This is a genomic window from Phycisphaerae bacterium (genome assembly GCA_035275405.1).
Lineage (GTDB): Bacteria > Planctomycetota > Phycisphaerae > UBA1845 > UTPLA1 > DATEMU01.
Window position 1 is genome coordinate 819,531 of the sequence record DATEMU010000003.1, and the last position, 16,201, is coordinate 835,731.

The 16,201-nt window shown below is 61.6% G+C and carries 15 protein-coding genes and 1 pseudogene; 8 read left to right on the forward strand and 8 right to left on the reverse strand.

What is annotated here, in order from left to right; all coding sequences use genetic code 11:
* Nucleotides 1-11 precede the first annotated feature (11 nt).
* Complete coding sequence (locus VJZ71_05405) at nt 12-1,109, forward strand: type I phosphomannose isomerase catalytic subunit (GenBank protein HKQ47484.1); 1,098 nt, start codon at nt 12-14, stop codon at nt 1,107-1,109.
* Between the two features lie 154 nt (nt 1,110-1,263).
* Nucleotides 1,264-2,280, forward strand: coding sequence for a hypothetical protein (locus VJZ71_05410; GenBank protein ID HKQ47485.1), 1,017 nt, complete (start codon nt 1,264-1,266; stop codon nt 2,278-2,280).
* 54 nt (nt 2,281-2,334) lie between these two features.
* On the opposite strand, the gene VJZ71_05415 is transcribed toward VJZ71_05410, so the two are convergent.
* A complete protein-coding gene (locus VJZ71_05415) occupies nt 2,335-2,883 on the reverse strand; it encodes a gamma carbonic anhydrase family protein (protein ID HKQ47486.1) in 549 nt (182 codons plus the stop codon).
* A 207-nt stretch (nt 2,884-3,090) separates the two neighbouring features.
* Here VJZ71_05415 and VJZ71_05420 point away from each other — a divergent pair.
* Both VJZ71_05420 and VJZ71_05425 read left to right on the forward strand, forming a co-directional pair.
* A pseudogene (locus tag VJZ71_05420) lies at nt 3,091-3,384 on the forward strand (ArsC family (seleno)protein).
* Complete coding sequence (locus VJZ71_05425; GenBank protein HKQ47487.1) at nt 3,381-3,797, forward strand: VOC family protein; 417 nt, start codon at nt 3,381-3,383, stop codon at nt 3,795-3,797. Before VJZ71_05420 ends, VJZ71_05425 begins: the two are co-directional and overlap by 4 nt.
* A 175-nt stretch (nt 3,798-3,972) precedes the next feature.
* On the opposite strand, the gene VJZ71_05430 is transcribed toward VJZ71_05425, so the two are convergent.
* Nucleotides 3,973-4,758, reverse strand: coding sequence for a CPBP family intramembrane glutamic endopeptidase (locus VJZ71_05430; GenBank protein HKQ47488.1), 786 nt, complete (start codon nt 4,756-4,758; stop codon nt 3,973-3,975).
* 60 nt (nt 4,759-4,818) lie between these two features.
* Between VJZ71_05430 and VJZ71_05435 the strand changes: the two genes are divergently transcribed.
* The gene (locus VJZ71_05435) at nt 4,819-5,487 is read left to right on the forward strand and encodes an endonuclease III domain-containing protein (protein ID HKQ47489.1); all 669 of its coding nucleotides are present in this window, start codon (nt 4,819-4,821) and stop codon (nt 5,485-5,487) included.
* A 93-nt stretch (nt 5,488-5,580) separates the two neighbouring features.
* On the opposite strand, the gene VJZ71_05440 is transcribed toward VJZ71_05435, so the two are convergent.
* The 6 genes from VJZ71_05440 to VJZ71_05465 form a co-directional block, all read right to left on the reverse strand.
* Nucleotides 5,581-5,709 (reverse strand): hypothetical protein, encoded by a 129-nt coding sequence (locus tag VJZ71_05440; protein HKQ47490.1) that lies wholly within the window; start codon nt 5,707-5,709, stop codon nt 5,581-5,583.
* A 114-nt stretch (nt 5,710-5,823) separates the two neighbouring features.
* Nucleotides 5,824-6,357 carry a TIGR00725 family protein gene (locus tag VJZ71_05445; GenBank protein HKQ47491.1) on the reverse strand — a complete coding sequence of 178 codons (534 nt, stop codon included), beginning with the start codon at nt 6,355-6,357 and terminating at the stop codon, nt 5,824-5,826.
* A gap of 25 nt (nt 6,358-6,382) precedes the next feature.
* Complete coding sequence (gene gatB / locus VJZ71_05450; GenBank protein ID HKQ47492.1) at nt 6,383-7,879, reverse strand: Asp-tRNA(Asn)/Glu-tRNA(Gln) amidotransferase subunit GatB; 1,497 nt, start codon at nt 7,877-7,879, stop codon at nt 6,383-6,385.
* Nucleotides 7,880-8,222: 343 nt separating this feature from the next.
* Complete coding sequence (locus VJZ71_05455; GenBank protein HKQ47493.1) at nt 8,223-9,476, reverse strand: competence/damage-inducible protein A; 1,254 nt, start codon at nt 9,474-9,476, stop codon at nt 8,223-8,225.
* Nucleotides 9,473-11,161, reverse strand: a complete 1,689-nt coding sequence (locus tag VJZ71_05460; protein HKQ47494.1) for a hypothetical protein — start codon at nt 11,159-11,161, stop codon at nt 9,473-9,475. Before VJZ71_05460 ends, VJZ71_05455 begins: the two co-directional genes overlap by 4 nt.
* Nucleotides 11,085-11,921: a hypothetical protein gene (locus VJZ71_05465; protein HKQ47495.1), complete on the reverse strand. Its 837-nt coding sequence runs from the start codon at nt 11,919-11,921 to the stop codon at nt 11,085-11,087. The genes VJZ71_05460 and VJZ71_05465 overlap by 77 nt, the downstream gene beginning before the upstream one ends.
* Before the next feature lie 262 nt (nt 11,922-12,183).
* On the opposite strand from VJZ71_05465, the gene VJZ71_05470 reads away from it, so the two are divergent.
* From VJZ71_05470 to lon, 3 genes are all read left to right on the forward strand, one after another.
* Nucleotides 12,184-12,987 carry a sugar phosphate isomerase/epimerase family protein gene (locus VJZ71_05470; GenBank protein ID HKQ47496.1) on the forward strand — a complete coding sequence of 268 codons (804 nt, stop codon included), beginning with the start codon at nt 12,184-12,186 and terminating at the stop codon, nt 12,985-12,987.
* Between the two features lie 133 nt (nt 12,988-13,120).
* The gene (locus VJZ71_05475) at nt 13,121-13,522 is read left to right on the forward strand and encodes an Hsp20/alpha crystallin family protein (protein ID HKQ47497.1); all 402 of its coding nucleotides are present in this window, start codon (nt 13,121-13,123) and stop codon (nt 13,520-13,522) included.
* 33 nt (nt 13,523-13,555) lie between these two features.
* A complete protein-coding gene (lon, locus tag VJZ71_05480; protein ID HKQ47498.1) occupies nt 13,556-16,141 on the forward strand; it encodes an endopeptidase La in 2,586 nt (861 codons plus the stop codon).
* Nucleotides 16,142-16,201 lie beyond the last annotated feature (60 nt).

Below are 16,201 nucleotides of genomic sequence, written 5' to 3' on the forward strand. Positions count from 1 at the left end.
AATCCGCCACGATGCAAATCTCTCCCCTGATTTTTGAGCCGATCTATCGACACAAGGTGTGGGGTGGGCGGAATCTGGAGCGGGTGTTGGGGAAGATGCTGCCGCCGGGGGAGGCGATTGGGGAGAGTTGGGAGTGCGCGGATGTGGAGAGCGCGCAATCCGTTGTCGCGAGAGGGCCGGCGAAGGGGCGGTCGCTGCGCGAGCTGGTGGCGGAGTGGGGGGCGGGTTTGACGGGGCGGGCGGAGCTTTGCGAGGGGCGGTTTCCCCTGCTGATCAAGTTTCTGGACGCGACCGAGGCGCTGAGCATTCAGGTGCATCCGGGCGATGGGGCGGACGAGGCCTCGGGGCGCAAAAAGCATGAAGCATGGTTTGTGCTGGATGCCGCGCCAGGGGCCGTAGCTTATCGCGGGTTGGCGAGCGGAGTCACGCTGGATCATTTTCGAGAAGTCTGCCGGCGCGAGCCGCAGCGCGTGCCGGAGCTATTGAATAAAATCGGCGTCCGTGCAGGCGATACGTTTTATGTCCCCGGCGGAACCGTGCATGCGCTGGGAGCGGGCGTGGTGGTTGCGGAGGTGCAAACGCCGTCGGAGGTGACGTATCGGCTCTACGACTGGGGGCGGACTCGGGCCGCGGAGGATGGCGGATTGAATGTGGAGAAGGGGCTGGCTTGCGTGCGCGCGGATGCGGATTGGGCGGCGTGTGAGAGGCGGTCGCATGTGACGAGTTTTTTCACGACGGTGACGCGGCTGGTGAGCTGCCCGAGATTTGTCATCGAGCGGGTGCGGTTTTCGGGGGAGATGGAGCAGGAGATACCGTACGCGGAATTGGTGTGCTGGATGGTGTTGGAGGGGCGCGGGGAGATTGCATACGGGAAGGGTGGCGTAGAGAGCTTTGGACGCGGCGAGGTCGTGGTCCTACCGGCGGGCTTGGAAAAGCCTAAGCTGCGGACGAAGACGGATTGCGTTTGGCTGGAAGTGACGGTGCCGGTGAAGTCGGATCTGGCGGGGTATGAGCATCCGGATGCGGCGGCGCTTCGCGCTGCGGAGGGTGGTCCCGGCGCGCCGGTGCAGATCAATATCAGCAGGCTTCACAGGCCGACGAATCGGTAGCCCATTTCTTCAAATTGGCTTGGAGAGAGCCGTTTTTCAGTCGTAATCTTCTCTGCTGGCACTATTTAGCGAAAATCGAGATTTGCCCGTTGCGCAGAGCCGGTTAGGGCGACTAGTTGGATAGTAGCAGTCTGCGCTTAGAAAGGAGCGTCGTATGTCTTCTCGTAATTATTTTCTATGTCGGCTGGTCGTGGTACCGGTACTCAGCTTGATTCCAGGATGCGCGGCGAGCGGTCCTGGCGAGGCAAGCGGCCCCCTTTCGTTGCAATCAGCTTTCGGTGCGATGAAATCGGCCGAAGCTATTCATATCAAAAACGAACTGGACAAGGGCAAGGGAACACCAGTTACGCAGAGTTGGGACTGTTGGAGTGCGTCGGGACTCGGATATCGATCAGACTTGCCTGGCCATACGGAGATTTATGACGAGAAGTCGCGGCGAATGTATCGAGGAGGGCCGGAAGGTGGCGCGGTTGTTGAAAGGTATGAAACAAGCATCGGCACTGAACTCCTTCGGCGGGGGCGGCAAGAGGAGAGCATTGAGTATCTGATCGCGCGGCAGCGATGCGGAGACGCAAACGTGCGCCATGAGCGGATCGAAGCAAATGGGAAACTCATTCACAGGATTTCTTGCAGCGATGACGCATCGCGACCGCTCGTAGTTGAATTCGATCCGGCCGAGATGAGAATTCTCAAAACAGAGTCATGGACAAGGCGTGACAAAACGACTGGCGAAGAGCCCACCCGCGTGGTTACGACTTACGAATACCCTTCTCTTGCCCAACTCGATCCAAAGCTTTTTGAGATTCCTGATGGGAATCAGCGAGCGGGGGTACATGTTGTGCCTTCCGACCAGGCGGCGCTGGAGCAATGTTTGACCAATCTCAGGGACATCGCCGGCCAGATGATGAAGTACGAGGAGCATCACCCGGAAGGACTGCCGGCGGATTTGGAAAAAGCGATTCGAAGCGAAGAAGGATTTCGCGAGAGCATGCTCCATTGCCCGCTGATACCAACGAACGGCAGATTGCAGTATGAATCGAAGTTAAAGCCCGGCACCAAATCCTTCGCGGAAATGCCATTTGACAGTGTGGTTTTTGAATGCAGGAATCATGGTGGTCGCGTGGCCCAAGTTTACGGCGGTGGACATGCCATGGTAAAGGTTGCAAAGTAGAACATTATCCTCATTCGTGAGCAAACGCGCGATCGAGCGCAACGCGACGCTCCCTTACGGTCGCGGCTCTGATCGGTGGGCGTGGTTCGGATATTTGCCCGCCGCGTGCAGGCGGCCGAGGTGGAGGTAGCTTTCGATGACTTCGCGGATGTAGAGCCGCTCTTCGTCTTTCACGTCGCGGGCGATCTTGCCGGGCAGGCCCATGACGAGCTTGCCGTCGGGGATTTTGGTGTTGGGCGGAAGAAGTGCCCCGGCGGCGATAATGCAGCCCGCGCCGATTTCGCAGTCGTCGAGGACGATGGAGCCGATGCCGATGAGCGTGCCGGGGCCGACGCTGCGGCAGTGGACGACGGCGCGATGACCGACGGCCACGTCGTCGGCGATGTCGAGGGGGACGCCGCGGTTGGTGTGGACGATCGCGCCATCCTGGATGTTGCAGCGGCGACCGATGCGGATGGCGGAGACGTCGCCGCGGATGACGACGTGGTGCATGATGGTGCAGCCGTCGCCGAGGGTGACTTCGCCGCCGATGTAGGCGGTCGGGGCGATGTAGATGTCGCGGCCGAGGGTGACGCGGTCAGGGAGGTCCTGGAAATCGAACATGGGGGCATTGAAAAGTCAAAACGTCGAAACGTCAAAAAGTCAAAAAGTCAGAGTTTTCCACAGATGACGCAGATAACGCAGATGAATTGGACTGAGCTTAATGTGGTGGAGCCTAATCGTCCGGTTTAGGATTACTCGGGGAGGATGATTATGGAGAAGAGAGTCAAATGGTATTATCACCGTAAGGGGTGAGGGTCTTGTGGCAAGTCGCAAGGGTTCCTTGCGAAACAGAAAATCGAGCCGGCGGAAGTCGTGGATGCGAAGAAAGTCCGATTGGGCAGAGCGGAGGCGCTGGCGCTCGCGAAATCGGCGGCGCGGGTCGTCGTGGCCAAGGGCCAGTCAATCGTTACGTTCGACATGAAGACGCCGCCGAGCGATGCGGAACTCTTGCAGGCGATTCTCGGGCCGACGGGGAATTTGCGGGCGCCGACGTTGCGCGTGGGGCGCACGTTGCTCGTGGGATTCGATCTGGACACATATCAAGCACATCTCGGAAAATGAGAGACGAACCGGTTGGACAGCGGATTGCACAGGTGACCCTCGTGGTGCGAGAGTATGACGAGGCGATTCGGTTTTACACCGAAACGTTGGGGTTTGTCCTGCTGGAGGACACGGATTTAGGGGGCGGGAAGCGGTGGGTACGGGTTGCGCCGGCGGGTGGGGCGGGCGTTGAATTGTTGCTGGCGCGGGCGGTGACGGAGGAGCAGCGGGGCCGCGTGGGCGATCAGACTGGTGGGCGGGTGTTCTTGTTCCTGGAGACCGACGATTTTTGGCGGGATTACGAGGCCTTGCGGGCGAAGGGAATTGAGTTCGTGCGACCGCCGCGCGAGGAAGTGTATGGGACGGTGGCGGTGCTTCAGGATTTGTACGGCAACAAGATTGATTTGATCGAGCCAAAAGAAAAAGAAGATTAACCACAGAGACACAGAGGCACGGAGACGACGCAGAAAAATGTCGATAAGGCGCGAGCGATCAACTTCGAGGTTGATTAATGGAAGATCCAATAGCCGTTGTGGTTTTCTCTGTGTCTCAGTGCCTCTGTGGTGATTCAGGCTTCTTAAACCGAGGCGTTGGCAAGGGGAGGGAGCGTTACACCAGGAAGGCCATGACGTCGTAGGTGACGTGGCAACCGACGGCGAGGCCGAAGCCGCGCATGACGAAGACGGCGGCGAGGTAGGCGCCGGCGGCGGCGCGGAAGGCGAATTCCTTGGAGGACCAGGGATCGGCGCCGACGGGGTAGTAATGGTGCGCGGCGAAAGCGAGCGAGGAGAGGATGACGGCGAGGGCCACGCCCGTCACTTGGCGGAGGCGGAGCACATCAACGAGGAGAATAGTGAGCAGCGTGATGATGATGAGGCGGAAGAGGAGTTCTTCGTAGAGACCGGCGCCGACGGAGAGGAGGAGATCGTCCCAGCGACTTCCGGAGGAATGCGTGGTGCCGTCGGTCGTCGCCTGGAGGACGGGCAGCCAGCGGTTGAGCAGGAGGAGCGGGATGGAGAGGAGGATGCTCTCGCCCGCCATTCCGGCGAGGGGCTGACCAGCGACGCGCCAGGGATTGCGGCTGGCCAGGTGCCAGACCAGGAGCACGGCGACGAGGGCCGCGCCGGGGAGGTAGTAGCCAGTCGCGCCGAAGAGGCTGAAGAACCACTTGAGAAGTTGTTGGGCGGCAAGGGCGGGGCGCTCGCCTTCGGGGAGGCTGCCGTGGAGGATGGCCATGCCGATCTCGTAGGCGAGGACCATGGGCAGGAGGAAGACGAGGCATTGCAGCGGACGATGGGTGATGTCCCAATAGTCGTCGGAGGCGCCGGGCCGCTTCCGGGCGGGCTTGCGCGCTAAGGTCTTGGGTGGCTTTCGCCTGGTCCGTGGCTTGGCCATGGCGGTATCCTTACCGCGCCGGGGGAGAGACCGCAATAAAGTGGAAGCGCCGGACACCTTATGACATCGACTACCGGGGAATTGTTGCAGGAGTTCTACACGGCGCTGTACCGCGCCTATGGCCCGCAGCACTGGTGGCCGGGGGAGGGACCGACGGAGATCGTGATCGGGGCGATCCTGACGCAGAACACGAACTGGCAGAATGTGGAGAAGGCGATCGCCCAGTTACGGGCGGCGAGGATGATCGATTGGGCGGCGCTTCGCGATATTGAGATCGAGCGGCTGGCGGAGTTGATCCGGCCGGCGGGGTATTACAATGTGAAGGCCAAGCGGTTGAAGAACTTTGTCGGGTGGTTGTGGGAGCGTTACGAAGGCGATCTGACCCGGCTGCGCGACGTGCCGCTGGAGCAGCTCCGTGAAGAATTGCTTAGCGTCAACGGCATCGGGCGCGAGACGGCGGATTCGATTCTCCTATACGCGCTGGATCGGCCGAGCTTCGTCGTGGATGCGTACACGGCGCGACTCGCGCGGCGGCATCGGCTGATCGATGAGGACGCGGACTACGAGCGGCTCAAGGCGTTATTCGAGGATGCGCTGCCGGCTGATGTGGCGCTCTTCAATGAGTATCACGCGTTGATCGTGGCGGTCGGCAAGCGGCACTGCAAATCCAAGGCGCAGTGCGCAGGCTGTCCGTTGGAGCAGTTCGAACACGAGGTGGAGAGCTGCTGATCGAAAGGCAACCGAAGCGCGAGGCGAGATCGCACCTTTTCCCTGGGAGGGGGGTTGACGCCGCGTAGCGATGAAGGAGCGACGGACGGCCCGTTAGCTCATCATCTTCTTTTGATACATCCGGTAGGCGACGAGGATGATCACCAACGCGCCGGCACTGACCCAGGTGTACCAGGGAAACCAGTCGGTGATGCCGGCCAAAAGCGTGAGATGGGGACTCATTTATTAGCTCCTGCGATTCCAAACGCCACGTACCGTAAAGAACCCGATGCCGAGCAGCCTTTGGCCCCGCGGCATCCCAACGTCGGTTTGTTCTATCCCGCGCCTTTGCGCCTGTCAAGTGCTGTATTCACGCGATCTTAGCTGTGACCGCAGCGCGGTTTCCAGCTCCACGATCGTACGACAATCCACGATTTTGTCGGTTCGACGATGGTCGATGCTTTGGCCGGCGAGCCGCTGCGCCCAGCCGCCGCCGGGCGACAAGGCGATGATCGGCCGGTCGTACATCCAGGCGAAGGCGATCTCGCTGAGGGTGCCCGCTGCGCCGCCGATGGCGAGGATCACGTCGCCGGCGATGGCGGTGATGACATTCCGCGCCCAGCCGAGGCCGGTGGGGATGACATAGTGGGAGTGGCCGTTGGCCTCGTCCATTCCGGTGCCGGGGACGACGGCGATGACGATGCCTCCGGCCTCGGCGCAGCCTTTGGAAGCGGCGTCCATGATGCCATCGCGACCGCCGGTGACGAGTGCGGCGTTGAGTTTGGCGATGACCGCGCCGGCTTCGTAGGCGAGCTTCATGAGGGCGTCGTCGGCTTCGGAGGAACCGATGATGGCGATTTGGGGGCGGCGGAGGGATTTTGGATTGGTCATTGTTCGAGCACCTCTTTCGTATTGTCTACCCACCCTTGGATATTCGTAGCTCCCCAAGCTTCTTTTCGATGAATTCGCCCGCGAGCTTCGGATCGGCCTTGCCTTGGGAGATCTTCATGATCTGGCCGCGGAGGAAGCCGGGGGCGGCCTTGGATTTCTTGGGATTGTCGCCTAAGGCGTCGGCCACGGCCTGGGGGTTTTCGGCGAAGGCCTGATCGACCCAGGCGAGCGTGGCGGATTCGTCGCGGACCTGAAGGAGACCGAGGCGGCGGGCGACAGTGAGCGGCGGTTCGGCGGCGTCGGCGGGGAGAGTGCAGATTTCGGCGGCGACCTGGGCGGCGGCAGTGGCGCTGATGGAGCCGTCTTGCACAATCTTGGCTAATTCGGTAACGGCGAGCGCTGTGATACCCAAGCGGCTGATCGTGGCGCCGCGGGCGGAGGCGAGGTTGTTCCAGATTCCGACGAAGTGCTTGGTTAGCAGCTTGGCATCGGCGCCGGCCTTCAGCGCGTCCTCATAAAGGGCGGCCGTTTCGCGGTCCGCCAGGATGACTTCGCAGTCCTTCGCGGTCATGCCGAATTCGGCGATGAAGCGGCGCTCCTTTATCGACGGCAGCTCGCCGATTTCACCGCGCAAGCGCTCCAGCCAGGCCGCGTCCACCTTGACCGGCACGAGGTCGGGGTCGGGGAAGTAGCGGTAGTCGTGGGACTCTTCCTTGCCGCGCTGGAACTCGGTGACCTCGCGGACGTCGTCCCAGCCGAAGTTCATTTTGCCCTTCTTGGCGAGCGTATAGTCGGGGTCGGCCTTCCAGGCGGCGATCTGGCGGTCGATCTCGTACTGGATCGCGCTACGGACCGAGCGGAAGCTGTTGAGGTTCTTGATCTCGCTGATGGGTGTGCGGTGTTCGACGCCGCCCTCCGTGATGGCGACGTTGACGTTCGGCTCGAAGCGCATCTGGCCCTTCTGCATGTTGGCCTGGGAGATGCCGAGGTAGCGGACGAGCCGCTGCAACTCGACGCAGAAGGTGTAGGCCTCGTCCGCGTCGGAGAGGTCGGGCTTGGTGACAATTTCGAGGAGCGGCGTGCCGGCGCGGTTGAGGTCGACGCGGGTGTGGTCGAGTCCTTCGTGCAGATTCTTGCCGGCGTCTTCTTCCAGGTGCGCTCGGATGATGCCGATTTTTTTTAATGAACCGTCGGGCTTCGCGATTTCAAACGCCCCATCCGCCGAGAGCGGCAGGTCGTACTGGCTGATCTGGTAGTTCTTGGGCATGTCGGGGTAGTAGTAGCTCTTGCGGTCCCACTTGGTGAACGGGGCGATGCGGCAGCCGAGGGCGAGACCGGCCTTGATGGCGAAGTCGACGGCAAGGCGGTTCATGACCGGGAGCGCGCCGGGTAGGCCCAGGCAGACGGGGCACGTGAGGCTGTTGGGTTCGGCGGCGAACTCAACCGGGCAGCGGCAGAACATCTTCGTCCGCGTGGCAAGCTGGACGTGGATCTCGAGGCCGATGATGGGGCGGGTTTGCATGGCCTAGAGAATAAGGGATTGAGGGATTTAGGGAATGAGGGATTAAGGGGGTGGTCCGTCGGCGTTGCTCGGAGTTCCGCATTCCGGGCAGATGCCGGACTGGTTTCCGGTCAGATTGTAACCGCAGGATTTGCAACACATGGGAGACCGTTCGACGACGTTTATTTCCCGTAGAAAAGGAAGAATTTGGAACAAGGCGTAAAGGAAAGGGATCCGGGCTTCAAACGCGTTACCGCGCTTCAGAAGAGATTGGCAATTCGTACAGCGTTTGCTGCTGAATGGACTGATGGGTATATCGGTCTGGTGCTCACAAACCGGGCATTTGGAACGCATAGTGAGCATTTCATCGCTGGATGTTTTTAAGCAGTTCCAGCCGCAGCAAATTCAGCGCGCATTTGGCCGTGCGGTCGCGAATCTCCGAGCGGGTTAGGATTTCGCCGAGGCGGAGTTCCTTGACGACGACGTTCGCCAGTGTCGCCAGAGTGATGTAAACCAACCCGACGGGCTTTTCGGGGGTACCGCCGGTCGGGCCCGCCACGCCAGTTGCCGAGAGGGCGTAGTATGTGTCGCTGATCTCGCGGCACTTCTGCGCCATGACTTCGGCGACGGCGGCGCTCACCGCGCCGTGTTGCCCGATCAGTTCGGCGGGAATACCGAGCAGGCGGTGCTTGGACTCGTTTGCGTAGGTAATGAACGACTGCGTGAAATACGCGCTGCTGCCGGAAACGTCGGTTAGCATTTTGGCGATGAGACCGCCGGTGCAGGATTCGGCAGTGGAAATCGTCTTTTTCTGGTCGATGAGCAGCTTGGCGACGGCATCGGCCAGCGTCTCGTCGCCCTCGCCATAAACGACGTTTCCCAGGCGCGAGATCAGCTCGAAGACATCGACGTCCGCCAGGCGGGCGGCCTCGTCGTGCGTCGCGCCTTGGGCATTCACGCGAATGGAGATGATCAGGTCGGCGGCGCTGGTGCCGACGGCGGGGTTGCGACCGCGCTCCATCAAATCGGCGATCTTCTCGCCGACTTCGGCCTCGGGCATGCCGAAGGTGTGAAGCGTGCGCTGGACGATTGTCTCGCCGGCCGCTGCCTCCTCGATGAACGGAAGGACGTACTGCTCGAACATCATCTTCATTTCGCGCGGGACACCGGGCATGACGTAGATATCCGTGAGACCGACGACGGCGTGAAAGCCAGGGGCGGTGCCGAAATGGTTGCGGATCGGCTTGGCCCCGTCGGGGAACATCGCCTGCGTTCGATTTTCGGGGTGCATGGCCCGCTTGCGCGCTCGAAAATATTCCTCGATGTACTTGAATGACTGTTCGTCGAATCGGAGCTGGACATCCATCGCCGCGGCGACCGCCTGGCGGGTCACGTCGTCCGGCGTGGGGCCGAGACCGCCGGTGACGAGGACCAGCTCGGTCTCGTTGGCGGCGGTGCGGATCGCCTGCTCGATAGCGGCCTGCTGGTCGTCAATCGTCACGTGCTTCGCGCAGGCGACGCCCACCGCGGCGAGCTTCTGTGCGAGCCAGGCCGTGTTGGTGTCGACGGTCTGACCGAGGGCGAGTTCGGTGCCGATGCTGATGATCTGGGCGTTCATGGGCGAGGGATATCATACGCCGCCCGGGCGGATTTGAGGTACTTGTCCTCCCAGTTGGGGCCCAGGCGAGTGGGGAATTCGTCGAGGCGGGCCTGCGCGGCGTGGTCCATCCAGCGACGATCCTGTATGCGGTGATACTGAAGAAGGCCTAGTGCGGAGAACGTTGTTGTCATCCAGATTAATGCTGCGGTACGTGCGAGCAATCGCCAATTCTTGAGCATTAGTACGGATGACGACAGCGCCAGGAGGCCGATGGTCGCCAATATGAGAGTGAAGTTTCCCGTCGCGAGGCCAATTCGCCTCAGAGCAATCGCGATAGGCGCGGGGGCCGACGCAGCGAGGCTCCATAGTCCGACCATTGCCAATGCGGCGACGACAAGCTGAACGACGCGCGGCTTCCCTCCGGACATTACGTCCGAGCTCATCGTCAACGCGACGGTCAGCACGCCCCACGCGATGATGGCCAGGGACAGCAAGGCCGCCCACGCCATCGAGTACGGGCCGTACGACATGGCTCGAACGCACACGACCGCCATCAACGCCGCGAAGGCCGCGCCGAGCCCTGCCGATCGGAGCATCGTCGGCCCGCGCACTTGCGCCGGGATTTTGTTTTTGCCCGCGATGGCTCGCGCCGCCAGGGCCGATACGGCGACGCCCAGCACGATGAGCGCGCCGATGGATGTCAGAAAAACCGCCGCCGCCGCTATGAAAGGGGTCCAGACTCGCCGGAATTCCTCGGTGCCGACGACCGGCGGCCGAGAGGGATGCGTCGGGTCCATCGGCGCGGCGGACGCGCCGGCGTGGTAGGCTTCGCGCAAAGAGGCGAGATCGGTAGCGACCTGACGGTCGGGGCCGGCTATTTTTCCCAACAACTCGACGCATAGCAGCCGCGTGCCGGCGTCTTTTTCCGAGTCGATGACGCCGAGGAGGGCCTGGCCCAGCCAGAGGATACAGGCATCGGCATTGGCCGCATTTCCCTGAGCGCGAAGCTGGGCGGAAAGATCCGATAGCCGCCGCTGCAGCTTGGGCAAGGCGGCGAAATGATCGACGATTTGATAGTGATTCAGAGTGACCGCCGCGGAGGCCGCGACGTCGGCGCGGCGAATGTGCTTTTTGAGCACCTCGAACCACGCCCGCGTGTATTCCTCGTTGTAGAGGCGTGCGCCCTGGGCCTGCGGAAGGGCGTCCATCAGGCGGCGGATTTTGTTGAAGCGATCGTGGCACGACCTGTCGGCGGCGGCTTCAAAGTCCGGCAGGGTGGCATAAGTCAGACGGCTCAGGAGGTTGTCGAAATCGGAGCGGATCAGGTAGGTGGCCTCGTTTTTGAGTTCCGCCGGGAGCGGCCCCGGTTCGACCTTCGCCATGGCACTGATGAGTTTGTCGGCAGCGTCGTGCTTGAGGGCGACGGGATCGGCGGCCATCCGAGATCGAAGATCTGTGTAAATTTTTTCCCATGAGGCGCGGGGGATGGCGTTGAACTCCACGCCACGGACGGCGGAGAGGAAACTCGTCGGTTCGAGGATTTGGAATAGAAACAGGGCGCCGGCGATCGCGGCCAGGATTGCGGGGATGGCGATCGATTTGATGGATACAGCCGGCGGACTCGCTCTAAGCGGGTGGGCCGAGGGCGGCGGTTTTCCGCGATCCGGTCGGCGTTGGGATGGGGAGGGCCTTCGGCGCGACATCGACGTGGTGCTCGGGCGGCGTGTAGTGGTAGGGCGACAGGGCCGCCTTGCGACACAACCGCACGATACGTTGGACCAGCCGGTCGTAGTTGTCAATCGTCTCATGTGTCACGCCCATGTCCGTCAGGTCGTGGGCAAGGTGCTGACCGGTCACTTCGCGGCGGATCCAGTAGTCGTCGTACCAGTAGAAGGGATGCTCCTCGGCGATGTTTGAGGCCCGCGTGGAGACAAGGTCGCTGCCCCATTTGGTGCTGTCGGGATTTTGCTGGACGTAGTTGCGGACCTTGATGGCGTTGTGACCGATCGGGATCGGCATGGGCGGCTCATGCGGGTCATCGTCGCCGCGCTCCTGGGCGTTGTGGGGCCAGTCCTTTTTGTAGGCATCGATGGTGAAGACGGCGTCGATGTGCTTCATCTTGTGGCATTGGGCGTAATGGCGGACGACCTGGGTGCATAGAAACGCGCCGTGACCGTGGCCGACGAGGATGACCTCCTCGTCCGGATTCGCGTCAATGTCGACGACGATCTTGAGCCAGTTGTCGGGGGTATAGACTTGGGCGTTGATTTCCTGGCAGGTCAGTTCGTGGGCGATGGATTTCAAGGCATCGGATCGTTCGTTCGGCGTGCCTTCAATCAGATAGACGCGCGGGCCGGTGTAACACCATTGTTCCGGCTGATGGCAGCCGGAACTGCCGAGTATCGCTGCGAAAAGACACACGATGAGTTCGGCCCAAGAATGAACTTTGGAACTGACGTTCATCTTGCTCCCAACACGTCACCTACCAGGGGTGAACTCCTCAGCAATGCGGCGGGCCGACATCGCTGGGCCGCGCCGAATCGGAAATGTTCTTCCGGCACCAATTCTATCCAGCGACGTCGGTGCCTATCGACTCTTTTTTTCGAATCGCATTTTGCGGTGGCGGGCAATTCCGGCCGCGGTATCGGGCGTTACCGGACGGCGTCATTGACACCAGCGAACCTGTCGCTAGGTTGGCGGGCTTGAGAATTGGTGGAGGCGGCGATTGAACGTTTCGCTGGCGATTGAATCCGTTGAGAACGCCGAGGCGCTCGCCCAGACCGCGCACGTAGCGGCCCGCGCCGGCTTTCAGGGGCTGGAACTGCCCGTTGGAGCAAGCGGATTGCTTTCGCTCGATACCCCTCCGGCGGAATGTCACGAAATATGCCGGAGGGTCGTCGATGCCGGACTCGGAATCTCGGCACTGTCCCTGCGCCGGTCGGCGGAGGACCCGCACCTGGCGTCGTCCGATGCCGCCGATCGCCGCCGGGCCCAGGAGCGCGTTATTGCGGCGCTTGATCGTGCCGGATGGCTCAACACCTCTCTGCTTGTCTTCGCTCCTGTCGTCCTTGGCGCGCCCGAAGCCCGCTACGAGGAGGCATATGGGCGGGCCGTCGAGGGCCTGTTGGCTCTGCGCTTCGAGGCGCAGCAGCGCGGCGTGCACATTGCCTGCGCGATTCGGGATACGCGTTTTCTGCTTTCGCCGACGGAGGCGCGGACGTTTATCGACCGTGTTAATTCGCCATTCGTGGGCCTGAGCCTGGATATCGGATCGCTCTTGGCTTTCGGCTATCCGGAGGATTGGATCGCGTCGCTGGGGCATCGCGCATTCCATGTTTATCTCACTGATCATTGCCGAGGGAAATTGGCGAATCCTGCCGGAATCGGCGAGGGGGATGGGGATTGGCCGACAGTTGTCGGAGCACTAAGGGCCGCGCGATATACGGGGCCGCTGACCGTGCCTCCCTCGAACGATCCGCTTGAGAGTTTTGGAAAAGCGATTCGGATTTTAGGAGAGCCGGCGAAATGAGTATGGGCTGGATTCGTAGAAAGCAGCCGTGGGCGGCTGCACTCCATCTAAATTGACGGGCGGGACGGCCCATCCTAGACTTTGAGCGCGCGCCCGCGTCGGCGCGGGTGACGGACTTTCCTGGATTCGCAAGATGAGTAAGAACAGCCATTTCCAGCGCCTCACAGCCCGCGGAGAGATCACCTCGGAAGAAATGATCACGCGGCAATACATCCGCTTCAGTCAGGCGGACGCGTGGCGGCCGGATGTGAACATCTATGAAACGAGCCGGGCTCTGATCGTATGCGTCGACGTGGCGGGCATGAAGGCCGACGATTTCGAAGTAGACGTGGTGGAGGGTGCGCTGGTGATTCGCGGCCGCCGGTCGGCGCCGGTGCCCGACGCGCACGGCGGCGATATCGGCGTTCATTTGATGGAGATTGATAACGGTCCGTTCTGCCGGCAGATCGCCCTGCCGTCTTCGATCGATCGCGAGGGAATCAGCGCCGATTATCGCGACGGGCTGCTGTGGATTAATCTGCCCAAAACGACGTAGTCGCCGCCGCGCGGCCGCAGGGAGCCTTTCCGCATGAGCGCCACCGACCCGGACCTCGAACTCCTCACCGCGGAAAGTGGCGGGGGCGAACACGAAGGCGGGGAATCTCAAATCGCGGTGATCCCCGTCGATCCGGAATCGGCCAAACGACTTCAAATCCCGGAGCTGTTGCCTGTCCTCCCCGTTCGTGAGACGGTTATTTTTCCGGGGACGATCATTCCCCTTGCCGTGGGCCGGGACAAATCGAAAAAGCTGATCGACGCCGTCATTACCGGTAACAAGATCCTCGGCGTCGTCGCGCAGCGCAGCTCGGAGACGGACGACCCGGGATTGGAGGATCTTTACCGCGTCGGGACGGTCGTCAGCATCCTCAAGCTGCTGAACCTGGCGGAGGGTCAGCAATCGATCATCGTTCATGGGCTGCTTCGGTTCGGCATCGAGCGAATCGACCAGACCGATCCGTTTCTGATCGCGCGGGCGCATACCCGGGAGGACACCTACGCGAACACGACGGAGCTGGATGCGCTCAAGGATACGGCCAAGACCCAGGCGGCGCGGGTCATCGAGTTGACGCCCGGCGTGCCGGACGATGCGGTCATTGTGCTCAAGAGCATCGACCGGCCCAGCACGCTGGCGGACTTTCTCGCGGCGAATCTGTCGCTCGGCCTGGTGGAGAAGCAGGAGATTCTGGAGACGTTTGACGTCACGGACCGGCTGCGGAAGATCAATCACCACCTGGCGCATCAGGTCGAGGTGCTGGAGCTCTCGGGCAAGATTCAACAACAGGTGAAGAGCGAGATCGACAAGACGCAGCGGGAGTACTACCTGCACGAGCAACTTCGCGCGATCCAGAAGGAGCTGGGGGAGACCGACGGTCGCGAGGTGGAATTGCAGGAGATCAAGAAGGCGCTGGCCGAGGCGAAGATGCCGGAAGTCGTGGAAAAGGAGGCCAAGCGGGAGTTGGATCGCCTTCAGAGGACGCCGCAGGCATCGCCCGAATACAGCGGAAGTCTGGATTACCTGCACTGGCTGTGCGAACTGCCGTGGTCAAAGTCGACCGAGGACAAGTTGGGCATCTCTCATGCCGAGGAGGTCCTGAACGCCGATCATTACGATTTGGACAAGGTGAAGAAGCGCATCCTCGAGTTTCTCGCCGTGCGCAAACTCAAGCCTGACGGGCGAGGCCCGATCCTGTGCTTCACTGGGCCGCCCGGCGTGGGCAAGACGTCGCTCGGCAAGTCGATCGCCCGGGCTCTGGGGCGGGAATTCATCCGCATGTCCGTCGGCGGCGTGCGCGACGAGGCGGACATCCGTGGCCATCGCCGGACCTATATCGGGTCCTTACCGGGGCGAATCATCCAGGAGATCCGCAAGGCCGGGGCGAACAACCCGGTCTTCATGATCGACGAAGTGGACAAGATCGGGGCGGATTTTCGGGGCGATCCGTCCTCGGCGCTGCTGGAAGTGCTCGATCCGGAGCAGAACAACACATTTCAGGATCACTACCTGGGGGTGCCGTTCGATTTGACTCGGGTCTTTTTCATCTGCACTTCGAATTACATGGAAGCCGTGCCGCCGCCGCTTCGTGATCGGATGGAAGTGATCGAAATCCCGGGCTACACGCGGTTGGACAAGCTGTTCATCGCCAAGAAATATCTCGTGCCGCGGCGGCGCAATGAATCCGGGCTCAAGCAGAGCGACATTAGTTTTTCCGATCGAGCGCTGGAGACGATCATCGATTCCTACACGGCGGAGGCGGGCGTTCGAAACCTGGAACGGGAAATCGGCGCCGTTTGTCGCGGCGTGGCAGCGCAAGTGGCGCGCCGCAAGAAGCACCCGACGACGATCACGCCCAAAAATCTCCCCGAATACCTCGGGCCGATCAAGTATGAGCCGGAGTTGGCTCTGCGCACCAGTGTTCCCGGCGTGGTGACGGGCCTGGCCTGGACGCCGGTCGGGGGGGACATCCTCTTTGTCGAAGCGACGAGCATGGTGGGCAAGGGCAATTTTCAGCTTACCGGTCAACTCGGCGATGTGATGAAAGAGAGTGTGCAGGCGGCGTACAGCTTGATCCGTTCGCGGGCAGCGAAATATGGAGTCGATCCAAAAAGACTTACCGAGCAGGATATTCACGTTCACGTCCCCGCCGGCGCAATTCCCAAGGACGGCCCCTCCGCCGGCGTTACGATGTTCACGGCACTCGTTTCCCTATTGACGAATCGCCCGTGTCGTAGCGAAGTGGCGATGACCGGTGAGATTACGCTGCGCGGGCTGGTGTTGCCGATTGGCGGCTTGAAGGAAAAAGCTCTGGCGGCGCATCGCGCGGGAATTAAGACGGTGATCATTCCTTTTCGCAATTCAAAGGATTTAGTGGAGATTCCAGCCGACGTTCGCAAGCAGATCAAGTTTGTGCCGTGCAAGGACGTGGACGAAGTGCTGGCCGCGTCCCTGGAATCGATCAAGCGCAAGATTCAGAAACAACGCGCCGCGAAAAGGCCGGCGGCAGGTCCGCGCCGCCCTGCCACGCGCGCAGCGGCGCCAGCGGTGCGGACCGGGCCCAAACGAAGTCCTTCCCCCTCGCGCATTGCGGTGCATCGACCGGCGCGGGCCTCGACATAGTAGTCCGTCTCAAGCGACAGTTCGGGTGGCACGGTCTCGCAGCAGCGAGGCCGTGGTGCG